Here is a 14,903-nt window from a genome sequence, read left to right as displayed (position 1 = left end):
CAGAACGTTTATTCGGTCGGAGAGACCACAACTCACCGATGGATCGGGAGGACCGTCGGGTCGAGACGTCCGCCGACGCCAGCGACGACCGCGTCGAACGCGGACTGGCGTTGCTCGAGCGACTCGAGCACGAATCGCTCGCGCTGGCCGACGTCGTCGACCGGATCGAGATGGTGACCAGCGACCCCACGGTGACGCGGACGATCCTCGACGAGGCGGAGTTACGTGGGATCATCGAGCGCGAGGACGGCATCGTCCGCCCGAAGAGCCGCCAGTACGTCAGCTTCGATCAGGACGTGATCACGAAGGAAGGGGAGTTTTCCTGCCAGCGCTGCGGGTCTGGGCTGTCGACGGGCTACTTCATCGACCTCGACGCGGGCGAACTGGGACCGTTCGGCTCGTCGTGTATTCGGAAAGTGACGGGGCGGGACTGAGGGCTCAGCGACCCTGCCGGAGTTCGGCGATCAGCTGTTCGATCGTCTCCTGTTGCCGTTCGATGAGTTCGGACTGTTTCTCGACGGCCGCCTCGAGCGAGTCGATCCGTTCGGCGAGTTCGGCCGGATCGTAGTCGGCGGCATCTGTCTCGGCGGCTGTGGCGGACGCTGCGGACGCGGATTCGGCCGCTGCATCGGCGACGAGCCCGCTGTCGTCCCACGTCGATTCGGACTCCGGTTCGTCGCCGACCGGTGCGTCCGACGCGCCGTCGAAGGCCGTCTCGACGTCGTCGGTCGCGGTGCCAGCGTAGTTCGTACTCGAGTCCGACGAGGACTCGCCCTGCGTCGCGGCGGCGCGCGTCGACTGCTGGGCTGACTGCCGCTGGGTGGACTGCTGTTGGGCGGACTGCTGCTGAGTGCGCTGTGACTGCTGCGGGTCGCCAGCGGCCGCGAGCGGATCGGCCGACTGCGACTGGGATTCCTCCGAGTCGGCTGCCGTCTCGGTCGCCGCGACCGTCTCCCGGTCGTCCGGTTCGGGCGGGTTGGCGTCGAGCGGATCGACGCCGTCGCCGAAGTCGACCGCGCCGTCGCCCCGGTCGTCGCCGTCCTCGTCGCCGCCGACCGTCTCGTTGAGTTCCGCGAGCGACGTCACACCGTGGTACTCGAAGAGGGCGCGTTTGAGGCGCTCACGGAGATCGTTCGCCTCCTCGTTGGGTGCTTTGATCCGCTCCGGGCGGCCGGCGACCGTGAGCACGATCTGGGTGGCGACGCTCCCGTCTTCGAACGCGAGCTTCGTCACGTCGTCGAAGTGGTATCCTTCGTAGTCGCCGTCCCAGACCGCCCCGCCGATGTGTTTGACCAGACGGTCGCTGGTGATGATCAGCGTCAGCTCGCTGAAGCGGTAGGTCTTGACGACCGTCTCGCCGGGATCGGTGATCCCGTTGCCGTTCAACACGCCGGCCAGGACGGGATGCAGGACTGCATCGGTCTTGTCCGACGGAACGGTGAACTCCTTCGTTCCCTCGAGAGGGTACTCGAGGGTGAACTTCGTCTTGCGCCGGCCCTCCGAGAGGGTCAGCCGGTCGGCCTCGTGGGGGTATTCCTCGACCGATTCGTCGCTCAAGATGCCGTCGGAGCGGTAGACGAGGGTACTCGAGGACGTTATGAAGAGTTCGTCTTCGCCGCCCAGAGAGACTCGAGCCGCGATTTCGTCGCCGTTGAGAGTAGATTGGACGATTCCCGGAACGCTCATGCGCGGGTAGTTGGGAAGGCCGTGTCATAAATCCGTGGGTCGGCGTTACAGGGCGGACTGGAATGAGAAGGTTAAAGAAACACAGCACACTACCAGAGAGTGAGCCCGGGTGGCTTAGCTGGACATAGCGCCGCACTCATAGGGTTCAGAGATTCGGTGCGGTACGCCTTGGAAGCCTCCGTGTCCCCCACGAGGACCGCCGAGCCTCGGACCTGGGACATGCGGAGATCGAGGGTTCGGAGCCCTCCCCGGGCATGCTTCTCACAGACATCACGAGTCGAAGACGAGTGATAACGCTGAGAAGCATGCCCGGGTCGCTCCGAACCCGTAGGTCCTCGAGAGTGAGCGGAGCGAACGATCGAAGGCACGGAAGCGCGAAGCGCTTCCGGAGGTTCAGAGCCCTCTGCCGCCGTTTTCACCGATATCGCGGATTCAGACTGAGAAGCGGCGAGCGAGAACGAGGGCGTTGCAAGCGGACTTCGTTTCGGAGTGCGTCATCATCAGTTTTATACGACATACCATAGCATGCCGGGGTATGGGGACGGGGGTCTCATCACAACCGAGTCACAGTATCGTAACGCAGATCGCCGAAATCGAGGGCGTCGATCCGGCCGACCTCGAGCCGCCGCTTTACGCCGTCGTCGATCCCGACGCGCTCGAGCGGCTGGTCGACTCGAGCGAGGCGGCGCTCTCGATTTCCTTCCCGTATCGGAGCCATCGCGTCCGCGTCGACGGCTCCGGAGCGGTCGATATTACGGCGGCGAACCAACTTACCGACGCGAACGGCGAATCGCCGGAGGAGTCGCACGGCGACTGAGATCGAGAGCGGTCGGCACTGCCGACCCGACGAGCGCTCGAAGCGGAACGTCGTGTACTCGAGGCGGTCTCGTGCTCGCTCGAGAGAGCGGCAGCGACCGGGAGCCGTACTCACGGGAATCAGTCACGGCTATCGACTCGAAACGAGTAGCGACGCGACCGCCCAGTAGGCACTGCTCGAGGTCGCAGAGAGGAGACGGAGAACCGGTCAGCGGGCGTCGATTTAGGCCGCTTCGACGCGGATCTCACCGTCGGCGGTGACGGTGACGAGATAGTCGAGGTACTCGAAGGAGACGGATCCCCCCGATCGAACGCCGTCCGTACGCGGTTCGAACAGTCGCTCGAGCGCGTCGGTGTTGATCGTGTAGTGAAGCGGTTCGAGTTCCGTTACCGATTCGTTGCCGAACGTCGCGACCGCGTTGACGATAGCGACGCTCAGTGGTTCGTTATCGAGTCGATCGTACTGCGCAACGTACTCCGCTTCCGCTTGTGCGGACGGTGATCGTGTAGTCATCTCAGTCATTGATTACGCGCACCCCCAGTGCGGTCTGTGGGAAGACAGCCGTCCTTCACCGGTCGTCGTAAAGAATCTGATCGTTATCTGTATAACCTGCCGAATAGGATCGGGTTATACAGTTAACCATCTACCGAGCGACCGTCGAACAACGCGGTGAAGAGCTTTCTCTCGGTGGCTCGGACGTGTTTCTGGAAGGCGGGGGAGGAGATCCCAAGCGAGTCGGCGATCGATTCCCCGGTCGTTTCCCGGGGCCACTCGAAGAAGCCGCCGTGGTAGGCCGTCTGGACGACCTCGCGTTGTCTATCGGTCAGCTGCTCGAGTAAGGCGTTACGGGCGGCGGCGTCGATCATCGACCGCGTCCGCGTCGAACCCTCGCGGCGGGCGACGAGCGAGACCGCGAACTCGCGGCGATTGAGTTGCGACAGCACGTTTCTGACTTCGACCGTTTCCGGAACCTCCACGATCGCTCGCGTCCCGGTATCGTCGGCGACTAGCGACCGCAGCGTCCCGCCGTGGGCGTCGACGGCGGCGCCGAGAAACGGACCCGTGTACTGGAGTTGCAACAGCGTCTCCGAGTCGGTGTCGGCGATCACGGAGACGTCGCCGATTCCCTCAAGTTCGGCGAGGGCGGCCGGATCGACGTCATCCGTCTCGTCGACGACCGCGAACACCGTCGGCGTCCCGTCGTCGCGGATCGCCCCGCCCTCGAATTCGGCGCGCGCGTCCAGTCGATCGGCGAGCCGACCCAGCGGATTCGGTCCCTCGAGAGCGAGTTCGAGTTCGACTACGGGGACGCTCTCGCCGTCCAGCGGGGACTTTCGTTTGACGGCGTCGATCGAGTAGCCGATGGTTTCGCCGAGTTCGGCGAGCATGGACCGGAGCGGTTCGTCGAACGCGTCTCGGTCGTCGCTGTACAGCGTCAGGACCCCATAGAGGAAGTCGTCGTAGACGAGCGGCACGGCGTAGACCGATTGGAAGCTCCTGGAGAGGGCGTCGCCGCGCCAAGTCCCTTCGCGGATCGAATCGGCGACGTTCTCGACGAGGACCGGCGACCGCGTCCGCGCCGTTCGACCCGCCGGTTCGGTCGCGGAGTCGTCGACGGTCGTCACCGAGACCGCGTCGAGATACTCCCGCTCGTGGCCCGCCTGTCGGCGAGGTAACAGCTGATTCCCGCCCGGATCGGGTTCGCCGATCCAGGCGAACGAACAGCACTCGAGGTCGGCGAGGCGCTCGCAGATGCCGCGTTCGATCTCGGCGCGGGAGTTGGCCATCAGGAGCAACTGCTCGAGATCCTGGCGAACCTGGCTGGCCTCGTTGAGTCGCCCGAGGTGTTCGTTCTGGCGCTTGAGCTCCCATTCGTGGCCGTGGAGCCGGCGCGTCCGGGTGATGCGATCGAGCGCCGCCTCGGCCGTTCTGGCGAACAGTGTGGCGAGTTCGAACGTCTCCTCGTCGTAGCGCCCCGGTTCGGGATCGAGAGCCACGAGGACGCCGTGTTCGCCGATCGGGACGTAGAGACCGCTGCGAGCGTCCGTAGTCGGGTCGAACACCTGCGGAGCGTCCCTGACGTCGTCGAACCGGGCCGGGCTGTCGTCGACGAACGCCCGCCAGGCGAGGCTCTCGCCGGGCCGGAGTCTCGGCGGCGATCCGACCGTCGACTCGAGGCCGGACGAGTAGGCCGTCGGCACGAGTTCGTTTTCTCGCTCGTCGAACCGATAGACGACCGTCTCGAGGTCGAGAACGTCGTTCGCGACGTCGACCACGTACTCGCAGGCGGCCTGCTCCGATTCGACGGTCAGCAGGTGGCTCGTCGCCTCGTGGAGGGCGTTCAACGCCGTCTGATACTGGGCGCGTTCGGTGACGTCGGCGGCGATGCCGATCACGCGGTCGACCCCGCCGTCCTCGACGATCGGCCGGCACCACTGTTCGAGAACTCGGTCGTCGAGTTCGATCGAGGAGTGGGTCGACACGCCCTCGAGGGCCGCTCTGAGGTCGGCGCGGATCGCGGGATGGTCGTCGAAGACGTCGAACGCCGACTCGCCGACGATATCGTCGGCGATCGCCTCGCTGCGCTCGAACGCGCGCCCCTCCGCCAGCGTGATCGTCCCGTCGGCGTCGAGTTCGAAGAGGACGACGGGGACGTTCCGGATGATCGTCTCCAGCTGTTCCGTCCGGTCCTGCAGTTTCCGTTCGCGCTCGACCCGGTCGGTCACGTCCTGGAAGTACACCGAGAGTCCGGACGGCGACGGATAGAGGCGGACGTCGTACCAGCGGTCGGTCGGTTCGTAATAGTGTTCGACCGACGTGGGCTCCTGGGTTTCCATCGCCTCGACCGCGGCCGTCCGGAACGGCGTCTCTCGGAGCTCCGGAAACAGCTCGAGGATGGGGCGACCGATCACCGTGGCGGGATCGACGCCGAGGAGGGAGCCCGCCCGGTCGTTGACGTACGTGAACCGCCACTCCGAATCGAGCGCGTAGAACGCGTCGCTGATCCGTTCGAGCGAGCGCTCGAGTTCGCGCTCGACTCGGTGGACGGCCGTCACGTCTCGGATCGACGCGACGACACCGTCTATCTCGGCGCCTGACTCGCCACCGGCGCGTTTCTCGGCGGCCAGCCGATTCGTGAGCACGGCCTCGTGGACGTACCACGCGTCGTCGGCGTGCTGACAGCGGTACTCGACGGTCGTCGTCGTCCCCGGCTCGCTGGTACACAGGTCGTCGAACGCCGTTCGGATCGACGCGACGTCGTCCGGGTGGACGAAGTCCAGATAGTGGGAACCGACCAGCGCGTCGGGCTCGTAGCCGGCGATCCCTTCCGCCGACGGACCGACGGCCGAGACCGTGCCGTCGTCGTCGACGACGAGCACCACGTCCGAGGAGTGCTCGAGCAGCGCTCGCAATCGCGTTTCCTGACGTCCGGCCGTGTGACTGACGGCGAACTCGGCGGTTCGTCGCAGACGGTGGGCGAGCAGCGACGATCGGTCGGCCGCGGCTTTGAGAATCACGTCCGTCGCCCCGTCGGCGCGGAGCCGATCGATCGACTCGTCCTCGGCGGGTTCGAGCGCGTAGACGATCGGACACTCCCCGTCGACGCGCTCGAGGACCGCCCGGTCGTCGGTGAGCAGGCAGTCCGTCTCGTTGAGGGCGGCGTCTTCGAGTTCGGTCGCCGGATCGAGCGGCCCGCGAATCGTGATCTCGTCGTCGGCGTCGAGCTCCGCCGTCGCCCGTTGCAACCACGTCGACGTCCCGACCGCGAGGGCTCGTATCGGGGTCGATTCGGGAACCTCGAGGCCGCGATTCATAGCTGTCGATGGGAGCGGCGCGAATAAAAACTCGTGGGGCGGACAGGTCCGGCCGACGAACGCCGACGGTCAGGACGGGAGCGGACAGAGGCTGGCCGTGAACACGACCCGCTCGTCGGTCTCGTTTCGCGCGCCGTGGACGACGCCGCGCTCGTGGCTGACGACGCCCGGCGCGTCGATCGTCTCGCTCTCGCCGTCCTGTACCACCGTGACCGTTCCCTCGAGGACGTGGAAGACGTTCGTACTCTCCGGGTGGTCGTGGGCCTCGAGTTCGGCGTCCGGGCCGAGCGCGAACGCCTTGACGAGCACGTCGTCGCTGACGACCAGTTCCGCCGTTTCGACCTCGCCGTCGGCCGGTTCGAGCGCGTCGACCGCATCGGAATATTCGTCGAGCGTCATACCCGTCGGTTCGACACAGCGGCCCAAATGTCCATCGACGTGCTAGTTCCCACCGGACGTGACAACGTCCATCGAACGCGTTACTCGAGAGTCAGCGGTACGTGTTCGGCTCGGTACCTGTGCACGGCGTCCGCGTCCGCAGCGGTCTCGTCGTCAGCGGGACCCTCGCTCATGTCTGCGTCCGCGAGTACGTCGACGGCGGTCACCTCTCGAAGCTGGAGGTTCCGCTCCATCTTCGTGACGACCGGTGTCTCGTAGTTCGCGGCCCGGTACTCGAAGGACTTCCCCTCCTCGCGACGGCGAGCGACGAACTCCCGGTGGCGCTCGAGCCGCCGTCGGCCGACCGATCGCGAGAGCGCCGGTACGTCGCCGAGTCGGTCGTCGAACACCTCGAGGAACGACGACTCGAGTTCCGAGCCGACGGAGTTGCGACCGGCGTACATCGCCGCGAGCGTGGTCGTCCCGGTCCCCCAGAAGGGATCGAGGACGGTGTCGCCGTAGGCGGAGTACATGCAGATCAGTCGATAGGGGATCTCGAGAGGGTAGGCGGCCGACCGATCGCGGAGGTCGTCGTGCTCGTCCGAAAGCGCCTGCAGTTCGCCGCGAACGTCGGTCCAGACGTCGGAGAACCAGCGGTTGCGCTCCTCCCAGAAGTAGGCGGCCTCGTATCGTCGGTCGGCGCCCGGTTCGAACGAGCGGCTCTCCCCGCCCTTGCGGAAGACCAGCACGTACTCGTGTTCGAGGGTCACGTAGGCGTTGGGCGGGATCATCCCGCTGCCCATGAACTTCGCGGCGCTGTTGGCCGGCTTGCGCCAGAGGATGTCCGGCAGCGGATCGAACCCCCGCGACTCGAAGGCCTCGAGCACGCGCGCGTGATTGGCGTAGACCCGGAAGCTGTCGTCGACCGATCGGGTCGCGTCGCCGACGTTGATACAGGCGATGCCGCCGTCGACCAGCACGCGCTCGAGTTCGTCCCAGACGCGGTCGAGCTGGGCGTGCATCGCGTCGAAGGCACGGCGGCCGTCGCCGGCTTCGAGCGCGTCGCCGACGGCCGGATCGAGGCGGGTAAAGAGGTCGTCCCACATCTCGATCATGGGGTAGGGCGGAGAGGTGACGACGAGCTCGACGGAGTCGTCGTCGATCGCGGCGAGATCCCGGGAGTCACCGACGAAGACGCGGTGGGTCGTCTCCATTGCCTTGACGTGTCGGCGTCGACCCCTTAGCTTCTTCGTCAGACGGTGCCGCCGATCGAAAATCGAGCGCGTCGGTCAGCGCCGGGAACAATCAGCCGGCTTATTCTTCTTCCTCGTCCGCGTCCTCGGACTCCGCCTCGGCCTCGACCGGCTCCTCCTCTTCCTCGTCGTCACTGCCTCCGATATCGTCGCCCGTCGCGGGTTCGAACTCCTCGATCGGCTCCCACTCCTCTTCCTCGCCCCCCGAAAGGCGGCGGCGAAGCACGGCGACGGCGGCGATCGCGCCGACGGTGATCAGGAGCTGGATCAGCCGGCTCGAGCCGCCCTCCGATTCCGTTTCGTCCGTTGTCTCGGTGATTGACTCGTCCTCGTCGCTCTCCGTTTCGATGACGTCCTCGATGATCTCCGGTTCCTCGATGTCCTCGAGGGACGTGTCCTCGAGTTCGGGCGACTGCCGGCCCGCGAGGAAACCGAGCGCCGCGCCGGCGCCGAAGAGGGCGCCCGCCAGCGGCAGACCGGAGCCGCCTCCGGACTGCGAGCCGCCGGCCTCGTCGACGGCCTCGACGATCGAGTCGCGCAGCGGGGACTTCATGCCCAGCCCGACGGCTTCCTTGACGATAGTCTCGGACAACATCTTCTCCTGTTGCTCGCTTTCGGCCATAATCGCTCCCGACCACATCCCCGTAAATAGTTCTGTCCACCGTTTCCAGTGAACGAATCGGTTCCCAACCAGTTATGGCGCGGCTACCGAACGACGAACGGCGTCGTAACCGATCCCTACGTTCGGGTCCAGCGACTCGAGCGCCGTAGCGACCGTCGACCGCGATCGAGACCGCGTTTTCACTCGACGGCGTAGCGGTCTCGAGCCCGATGGTTCGTCGGGTGGCTTCGATCCCGAGACGCTATTGCTGTCCTTTCCGGCCCGTAGCCGTCCGCCGATCGCGACGTATCTGTCACGGTGTCCGTTCGTTCGAGTACACGTTCGCGAAACCGGTCGGAGAAACGAACTATTAGCGGCGTATATAATTCGTCTCGGGCGAACGCGCCGTTACGAACTCATTACTATGTGACATAATGACTCCCATAACGAAAGGCCTCGCCTGTGACGAAGGGTGGTATGAGTGTCATCCGACAGCCCGGCGTCCTCGGTCGAACGACCCGACGCCGCGTCGTCGGGGTGACCGCGGCATTCTCGACGGCCGCCGTCGAAGCGGTCGCCGTCGGACTCTGGTTTACGCTCGTCGTCGGGTCGCCGAGTGCGTCGACCGCGCTCGCCGCGCTCGGAATCCTGTTCTGTGGCTCGCTGCTCCGGGCGAGCGTGTTCGGGGCGACCGTTAGCGACATCGGTGACGTCCTCTGTCCCCAGCGGCTCGGCGTCGCCCTCCTGTTGACCGGGAGCTGGATCGTCTGGCTGCTCGTGGCCCAGGGGATCGGGGGCGTCGGGGGAATCGCCGTCGCGACCGTCCTTCACACAAGTCTCCTCGTCGGGCAGTTCATCCTCGAACAACGCGCCTTCTGTTTCCGGTCGTCGTCTCCGACGTCGCGCGCGCCGATCGCGTCCGGCCTGTTGCTGGCCGTCGGCGCGGCAGCGCTGCTGGCGTCGGCCTGGTTTACCGATTGGGCGGTCGCCACGCCGCCGCTGTCGCTCGAGGTGACGACGATCGTCCTCCAGGTCGACGCGGTGCAGGTCGGCGTCGTCGTCTTCGGCCTCATGGCCTTCCTCGCCCACCAGCGGCGGTTCGAACGACTCCTCGAGCCCTGCCCCTGATTACTTGCCTTCAGCGCCGACGTTCTGATCGCTCTGGAACGAGTCCGGATCCGGCTCGATGGTCGCGTACTGGACCGCGCGCCGACCGAGCGTCGCGACGCGCTCCTCGAGTTTCTCGTCGACGAACGCGCCGTCCTCGATCGCCGAGTGGGAGTTCGGCACGGCCGCCTCGTGGGGGATCACCCACGCGTTCAGCGCCCGACAGACCGAGCGCATGTGCTCGAGAGCGGTGACGGGGAAGGCGCCGCCGGAGACCGCCAGCAGTCCGACGGTCTTGTCCCGAAACTCGTCGAATCCGCAGTAGTCGAGGGCCGTCTTCAGCGGCGAGGAGTAGGAGCCGTGGTACATCGGCGAGCCGAGAACGATCGCGTCCGCCTCGCGGAGGCGGGTCGCCAGTTCCTCGGCGTCCCCCGCGTCCTCTCGATCTCGATCCGCGTCGAACGTCGGCAACTCGAACTCGCGCAAGTCGAGCAGTTCGGTCGTCGCGCCGCCGCGCTCGGCGGCCTCGAGAACGCGCTCGAGGGCGGCGCGGGTCGTACTCGCCTCGCGGAGACTCCCACAGACTGCGGTGACGTGAACGTCTGCCATGTCGGTTCGTCGACCTCGAGGCACATATAAGCGGTCCAACCGGTGACGGGCCTGGCGGTCGGGACGACAATCCGGTTCGGAGGGCGAACCGAGTACGTGTACGTGCCTACTCGAGGTGACAAAAGCAACTATCGGTTCCGTGGCCGACTTCGCACGGGCGCTATCGACGGAGACGGGCCACGAGCGCCCCGTCTTCGCCCGTCTCGAGGTCGACTAACCCGTCCGACTCGAGGTCTTCGAGCAGCCCCGTGAGCCACTCGCGTCCGTACTCGCCGTCGGGTGCGTAATCGACGCGAATGCGATGGCCCAGGGTGTCCAACTCGAGTTCGTCGTACTCCCGCAGGGTGCCGATCACGCGGCCGCGGAACTGACGGCGACTCCCCTCGAAGGAGGGCTGTGTCGGGACGTCCGGCGCGGTGAAGTCGCCGCTGGCGTAGGCGTCACACCACTCGCGCCAGGGGCAGCCGACCTCGTCACACTTCGGTGTCTGCGTGCAGGCGACGCCGCCCAGTTCCATGATCGCGTTGTTCCAGACTCGCGACTCGCCGTCGGGCATGAGCTCGCTCGCCGCCGCCTCGAATGCCGCGTCGTCGTCGGGGATCGAAAACGCGCGGTAGGCGACACGCTTGACGTTCGTGTCGACGACCGCGTCGCCGTTGTTGAAGGCGAAACTCGCCACGGCGTTGGCGGTGTAGGGGCCGACGCCCATGAGCTCCTGCAGTTCGTCGGGCGCGGTCGGGAACTCGCCGTCGTATTCGTTTTCCACCTGCCCGGCCGCCTCGTGGAGGTACTTCGCCCGGTTGTTGTAGCCGAGGCTGTGGTCCGTCCAGAAGCCGACGACGTCCGCTCGGTCGGCGTCCGCCAGCGCCGCGGTCGTCGGCCAGCGCTCGAGGAACCCTTCCCAGGCCTCGACGACGCGGTCCAGTTGGGTCTGCTGGCTCATCACCTCGCTGACGAGGATCTCGTAGGGGTCGTCGGTCCGCCGCCACGGGAACTCGCGGTGGCCGTCCTCGTACCACGCGATCAGGGCCTCGCGGACGGACTCGTGGTCGTTGGGGAGCGACCAGTCCCCGTCGCCCGTACCCGAACCGGCGTCGGCATCATCGTCGCTCTCACTCATCGGTCGATCTAGCGACCCGCTGGTCTTACTGGTGGCGGTTCGGAATCGGTTCCGATGGCGAACCGACATCTCTCACCTCGCTCGTCCAGCGAGCCAGTGCAGTGGCGCACGCTGTCAGTCGCCCGAACGAACGTGAGGGTGACCGACGAACCCGTGCGAGGGATGAGCGAAGAAGCAACGCGACTGAGCGAATCGGCTGGGGAGGACGTGGAAATCCCCATTGCCACGGTAGCAACGTGTTCGTCGCGGACCTCTCGAGTGCGTATCGGCCGCGTGTCGCCAGCTATGCTGTGACTGATATCCGATACTGCGATTCCGCTACCGACGATTCGAACGGCGAGTCGACCACGAAAGCCCTATCCCGTCGGCTCGAGTCCCCTCCCGTATGAGCCTCGACGATCTCAACGACGACGTGACGGACGCCTACGGCGCGCTGGACGAGGAGCTCACCGTCTCGCTCGACCGGGAGACGCGAAACGAACTCGCCTTGCTCGAGACCGCCCTCGAGCCCGAGGAGACGGACGAACTGGTCCGGCGGGCGATCCACATGCTCTTCCAGTCGACGATCGACACCGGAAAGCTGGACTTCCAGCTGCGGACGGCCTACGACGTCACCTACGACGAGTACCTCTCGGGGATGACCTTCGAGGAGATGACCGGCGCGGATCAGTACCCGGCGATGGACGACGAGCGGCGCTATCAGTTCTAACGTCCAGAGACTCCTGCAACCGACACAACCCTCCACGATTCGAATCGGTTATACCGGAGAACGACCGTTTCTCAGAGTCGATCGATCCGATTCGGGAGTCGCGCGGTCGCGATCCAGAACTCGGCGACTCGCTCCATCGTCTCGGCGAGCGCCGCGGGATCGGACGGCGTCGGCAGGACGGCGTTGGCGCCCCGTTTGTAGGCGTCAGTGACGACGTCGTCGTCAGGATCGTCGACGGTCACGACGACCGGAATCCGCGAGAGGTCCGTTCGCTCGGCCATCCGCTCGAGCACGTCGAGCCCGTCGGGACCCGGAAGCTCCAGTCGGAGCATGACGAGACAGGGGGCCGGCGCGTCGGCGTACTCGTCGCGCCCCTCTAGAAAGGCCAGCGCCTCGTCGCCGTCCGAGACCTCGTGTATGGTCGTCGATCCAATATCCAAAAATCCGTCCCTCGTGCGGCGAGCGCGCTCGTCTGACGGCTCGACGAGCAACACGTCGGCCGGTTCCGCGGCTTTGCTGCGGTCGATCATCGGCGCCGGTCACCTCGAGCCCAGCGCCCGCTTCGGCGCTCGCTCTCGATTGCGACCGTTGGCGAGACCGAGCGCTCGAGGCCGGTGGCTCGGTCCCGATGACGCTCGTCAATACGACGGTGCTCGTCAGTCTGGGGTGAGACAATCATGCTACAGTCGATCGATGGCCGCTGCTCGGAACCGCGTCCGTCTCGGTTCGAGTCCGGTCGACGCCCGATCGGCGACGGTCGGACTCGAGGGGAGCGAGCACGTCAGTCGTCGATCGGCGCCGCACTCGAGAGCGCTTCGTCGATCTCCGCGTCCTCCATCTTCTCGACTAAGGCGTCGATGACGTCCTCGCGTTTGCCCTTGACGAACTTGATCGAGCCGACGACGAGGTGGCCGCCGCCGGAGACGCCGCCGCCGGGGACCTCCTCCTCGAGTTCCGAGACCATAGTGGGGATGTCCAGTCGGACGCCGTCACTGCGGAGCACGGCGAAGTCGGGCCCGTAGCCGACCGTGATCACGGGGTCGCCGGTCTCCTCGATCTTCCGGTCGTGGATCTCGCCGGTGGTCTTGCCCGGCGCGGGGTAAGTAAAGCGGTGGGCGTAGTTCTCGACGTCGATCCGGTAGAGGTGGGCGCCGTTGTCCAGGTCCTCGTGCTCTAAGTGGGGCATCGCCGCGTCGAGTTGCTCGTCGACCTCCTCGCGAGCCCGGTCGGCGAAGAACTCGACGAGTTCGCGGTGGCGGTCCTCGTCGGCCGAATCGATCTGGAGCAGGTCCTGAATCAGCTGATCGCCGGAGTTGTAGCGCAGCCAGAAGGCGGCGTAGTCGAGCGCCTCGCTCAGGTCCTGCAGGCGGTCCTCGTCGTAGCCCTCCTCGGCGGCCAGCTCGAGGTAGTCGTCCATCGCGTCGGCCTTCGAGCGGTCCGAGAGGCCGGCGACGGCGGGGACGTGTCGGAGTTCGTCGCCGAGGTCGGGGTAGATCATCCGCGCGAGTTCGACACAGCACATCCCCGTCGTGATCCGGTAGTCCTCGTCGTGGAGGTACGGGTTGACGTGGGCGTCGAGGAGGTCCTCGACCGCGTCGGGGTCGGGGTGGTGGTGGTCGACGACCGCGATCGGGATGTCGTAGTGGGCCAGCGTTTCGTAGGCCGGGACGTCCTCGGCCGTCGAACCGTTGTCCAGCATGAGCAGGAGCGGGAGTTGCTGGCCGTGTTTCTCGCGGTCCTCGAGCGCGAAGTTCAGATCCCGCGTGGCGTCTTCCATCTCGTAGAACGGCGCTTTGGCGGGCAGGCGCTTGATGAGATGGCGCGGCGCGTTCTCGTCCTCGTGGACGTCCGCGATGAATCGCTCGAGGGCGATCTGGACGGGAACGGCGGCGCACATGCCGTCGCCGTCAGCGTGGTGGCGCACGCGGATGGGCCGTCCCTCGAGGACGGTCCGACGCAGCAGCTTCGCGACCTCCCGCAGGTTCGGCCGCAGTTTCTCGAAGGCGGGCCAGTCGATCAGCGGCTCGACGTCGTGGGGCTCGGCGCGGTCCTCGAGGGCGTCCTCGAGCCGTTCGCGGGCGTCCTCGGCGTCCTGGCCCTCGAGGTTCGAGAGTCCGTCGACCTCGATCTGGATCGAGCCCTCGCGGCGCTCGGGCGTGCCGGTCACGCGGACGACGTCCCCGACCTCGATGGCGGGGTAGGCGCGGACGCCGGCCTCCTCGAAGGCGGCACAGGGAACGACGCCGTACTCGTCGGCGACGTGGAAGATCGTCGGGCCGGCGGTCTGTTTGACCTGAACGATCTTGCCCTCCAAGTGGATCTGATCGCCGATGTTCGGCTTGAGCCGATCGGTGCCGGTCAGGGCGTAGTCGTGGGCGACGTTCTGGAGCGTGTACTCCTCGATGTCGACCGGCTCGAAGGCCATGTCACCGTTGTCCCGGACGCTCTCGAGTTCGACGACGAGCTCGTCGCCGACGGCGAAGGTGCCCTCGAGGACCGATTCGTGGACGAGCCCGGAGACGGACTCGGAGAGATCGACGAAGACGCCGTAATCGACGATACCGTTGATTTCGGCGAGATACGGTCGGTTTCGCTCTACATCTTCTGCCGTACACTCGGCAGCGAGATCGTAGACGACGGAATCCCCGTCATCTGCGCCGGGTTCCCCGGCGGACTCACGTGTCATCTTGAACCGTAGTTTGAGCCGGTCGCGTATAACCCTTGTCAAGAAGGGAGACGACGGCTCGAGAACATCTTCGACGACGGCGTCGACGGCGAACTGACTGCGTGTCTGTCACGTCGGGAGCT

General features: G+C 66.1%; 14 protein-coding genes and 1 tRNA gene. 5 read left to right on the top strand and 10 right to left on the bottom strand.

Going from position 1 to position 14,903, the window contains the following annotated elements:
- The first annotated feature begins 38 nt into the window (after nucleotides 1–38).
- The gene (locus HTUR_RS10490; protein WP_012943304.1) at nucleotides 39–434 is read left to right on the top strand and encodes a DUF5830 family protein; all 396 of its coding nucleotides are present in this window, start codon (nucleotides 39–41) and stop codon (nucleotides 432–434) included.
- A 4-nt stretch (nucleotides 435–438) separates the two neighbouring features.
- Here HTUR_RS10490 and HTUR_RS10485 read toward each other — a convergent pair whose 3' ends face one another.
- Complete coding sequence (locus HTUR_RS10485; protein WP_012943303.1) at nucleotides 439–1,686, bottom strand: DUF7115 domain-containing protein; 1,248 nt, start codon at nucleotides 1,684–1,686, stop codon at nucleotides 439–441.
- A 103-nt stretch (nucleotides 1,687–1,789) separates the two neighbouring features.
- On the opposite strand from HTUR_RS10485, the gene HTUR_RS26700 reads away from it, so the two are divergent.
- Nucleotides 1,790–1,941, top strand: a tRNA-Met gene (locus HTUR_RS26700).
- 280 nt (nucleotides 1,942–2,221) lie between these two features.
- Nucleotides 2,222–2,503 carry a HalOD1 output domain-containing protein gene (locus HTUR_RS10480; RefSeq protein ID WP_012943302.1) on the top strand — a complete coding sequence of 94 codons (282 nt, stop codon included), beginning with the start codon at nucleotides 2,222–2,224 and terminating at the stop codon, nucleotides 2,501–2,503.
- 222 nt (nucleotides 2,504–2,725) lie between these two features.
- On the opposite strand, the gene HTUR_RS10475 is transcribed toward HTUR_RS10480, so the two are convergent.
- From HTUR_RS10475 to HTUR_RS10455, 5 genes are all read right to left on the bottom strand, one after another.
- A complete protein-coding gene (locus tag HTUR_RS10475; RefSeq protein ID WP_012943301.1) occupies nucleotides 2,726–3,025 on the bottom strand; it encodes a HalOD1 output domain-containing protein in 300 nt (99 codons plus the stop codon).
- Between the two features lie 113 nt (nucleotides 3,026–3,138).
- On the bottom strand, nucleotides 3,139–6,318 hold the full coding sequence (locus HTUR_RS10470; RefSeq protein ID WP_012943300.1) for a PAS domain-containing protein: 3,180 nt from the start codon (nucleotides 6,316–6,318) through the stop codon (nucleotides 3,139–3,141).
- 69 nt (nucleotides 6,319–6,387) lie between these two features.
- Nucleotides 6,388–6,717 (bottom strand): cupin domain-containing protein, encoded by a 330-nt coding sequence (locus HTUR_RS10465; protein ID WP_012943299.1) that lies wholly within the window; start codon nucleotides 6,715–6,717, stop codon nucleotides 6,388–6,390.
- An 80-nt stretch (nucleotides 6,718–6,797) separates the two neighbouring features.
- Nucleotides 6,798–7,910 carry a DNA-methyltransferase gene (locus tag HTUR_RS10460; RefSeq protein WP_012943298.1) on the bottom strand — a complete coding sequence of 371 codons (1,113 nt, stop codon included), beginning with the start codon at nucleotides 7,908–7,910 and terminating at the stop codon, nucleotides 6,798–6,800.
- 100 nt (nucleotides 7,911–8,010) lie between these two features.
- The gene (locus HTUR_RS10455; protein WP_012943297.1) at nucleotides 8,011–8,571 is read right to left on the bottom strand and encodes a hypothetical protein; all 561 of its coding nucleotides are present in this window, start codon (nucleotides 8,569–8,571) and stop codon (nucleotides 8,011–8,013) included.
- 456 nt (nucleotides 8,572–9,027) lie between these two features.
- Between HTUR_RS10455 and HTUR_RS10450 the strand changes: the two genes are divergently transcribed.
- Nucleotides 9,028–9,678, top strand: a complete 651-nt coding sequence (locus HTUR_RS10450) for a hypothetical protein (protein WP_012943296.1) — start codon at nucleotides 9,028–9,030, stop codon at nucleotides 9,676–9,678.
- Here the strand turns inward: HTUR_RS10450 and HTUR_RS10445 are convergent, their stop codons facing one another.
- Nucleotides 9,679–10,266: an NADPH-dependent FMN reductase gene (locus tag HTUR_RS10445; RefSeq protein WP_012943295.1), complete on the bottom strand. Its 588-nt coding sequence runs from the start codon at nucleotides 10,264–10,266 to the stop codon at nucleotides 9,679–9,681.
- 160 nt (nucleotides 10,267–10,426) lie between these two features.
- Entirely contained in the window at nucleotides 10,427–11,386 is a 960-nt protein-coding gene (locus HTUR_RS10440) for an A/G-specific adenine glycosylase (RefSeq protein WP_012943294.1), read from the bottom strand.
- 385 nt (nucleotides 11,387–11,771) lie between these two features.
- Between HTUR_RS10440 and HTUR_RS10435 the strand changes: the two genes are divergently transcribed.
- Nucleotides 11,772–12,095 carry a hypothetical protein gene (locus HTUR_RS10435; protein WP_012943293.1) on the top strand — a complete coding sequence of 108 codons (324 nt, stop codon included), beginning with the start codon at nucleotides 11,772–11,774 and terminating at the stop codon, nucleotides 12,093–12,095.
- A 71-nt stretch (nucleotides 12,096–12,166) separates the two neighbouring features.
- Here the strand turns inward: HTUR_RS10435 and HTUR_RS10430 are convergent, their stop codons facing one another.
- Both HTUR_RS10430 and HTUR_RS10425 read right to left on the bottom strand, forming a co-directional pair.
- On the bottom strand, nucleotides 12,167–12,625 hold the full coding sequence (locus tag HTUR_RS10430; RefSeq protein ID WP_012943292.1) for a response regulator: 459 nt from the start codon (nucleotides 12,623–12,625) through the stop codon (nucleotides 12,167–12,169).
- Nucleotides 12,626–12,876: 251 nt separating this feature from the next.
- Nucleotides 12,877–14,781, bottom strand: coding sequence for a DHH family phosphoesterase (locus HTUR_RS10425; protein ID WP_012943291.1), 1,905 nt, complete (start codon nucleotides 14,779–14,781; stop codon nucleotides 12,877–12,879).
- Nucleotides 14,782–14,903 lie beyond the last annotated feature (122 nt).

Source organism: Haloterrigena turkmenica DSM 5511, assembly GCF_000025325.1.
In the GTDB taxonomy this organism is placed as follows: Archaea; Halobacteriota; Halobacteria; order Halobacteriales; family Natrialbaceae; genus Haloterrigena; species Haloterrigena turkmenica.
Note: the sequence above shows the minus strand (reverse complement) of the source record. Positions and strands in the feature narration are given on the sequence as shown.

Bases quoted from the DNA above. Each gene is read 5' to 3' on its own strand.
- HTUR_RS10475 (WP_012943301.1), bottom strand. From the start codon at position 3,025: ATGACTGAGATGACTACACGATCACCGTCCGCACAAGCGGAAGCGGAG.
- HTUR_RS10485 (WP_012943303.1), bottom strand. From the start codon at position 1,686: ATGAGCGTTCCGGGAATCGTCCAATCTACTCTCAACGGCGACGAAATC.
- HTUR_RS10460 (WP_012943298.1), bottom strand. From the start codon at position 7,910: ATGGAGACGACCCACCGCGTCTTCGTCGGTGACTCCCGGGATCTCGCC.
- HTUR_RS10465 (WP_012943299.1), bottom strand. From the start codon at position 6,717: ATGACGCTCGACGAATATTCCGATGCGGTCGACGCGCTCGAACCGGCC.
- HTUR_RS10440 (WP_012943294.1), bottom strand. From the start codon at position 11,386: ATGAGTGAGAGCGACGATGATGCCGACGCCGGTTCGGGTACGGGCGAC.
- HTUR_RS10435 (WP_012943293.1), top strand. From the start codon at position 11,772: ATGAGCCTCGACGATCTCAACGACGACGTGACGGACGCCTACGGCGCG.
- HTUR_RS10445 (WP_012943295.1), bottom strand. From the start codon at position 10,266: ATGGCAGACGTTCACGTCACCGCAGTCTGTGGGAGTCTCCGCGAGGCG.
- HTUR_RS10430 (WP_012943292.1), bottom strand. From the start codon at position 12,625: ATGATCGACCGCAGCAAAGCCGCGGAACCGGCCGACGTGTTGCTCGTC.
- HTUR_RS10450 (WP_012943296.1), top strand. From the start codon at position 9,028: ATGAGTGTCATCCGACAGCCCGGCGTCCTCGGTCGAACGACCCGACGC.
- HTUR_RS10480 (WP_012943302.1), top strand. From the start codon at position 2,222: ATGGGGACGGGGGTCTCATCACAACCGAGTCACAGTATCGTAACGCAG.
- HTUR_RS10490 (WP_012943304.1), top strand. From the start codon at position 39: ATGGATCGGGAGGACCGTCGGGTCGAGACGTCCGCCGACGCCAGCGAC.
- HTUR_RS10455 (WP_012943297.1), bottom strand. From the start codon at position 8,571: ATGGCCGAAAGCGAGCAACAGGAGAAGATGTTGTCCGAGACTATCGTC.
- HTUR_RS10425 (WP_012943291.1), bottom strand. From the start codon at position 14,781: ATGACACGTGAGTCCGCCGGGGAACCCGGCGCAGATGACGGGGATTCC.
- HTUR_RS10470 (WP_012943300.1), bottom strand. From the start codon at position 6,318: ATGAATCGCGGCCTCGAGGTTCCCGAATCGACCCCGATACGAGCCCTC.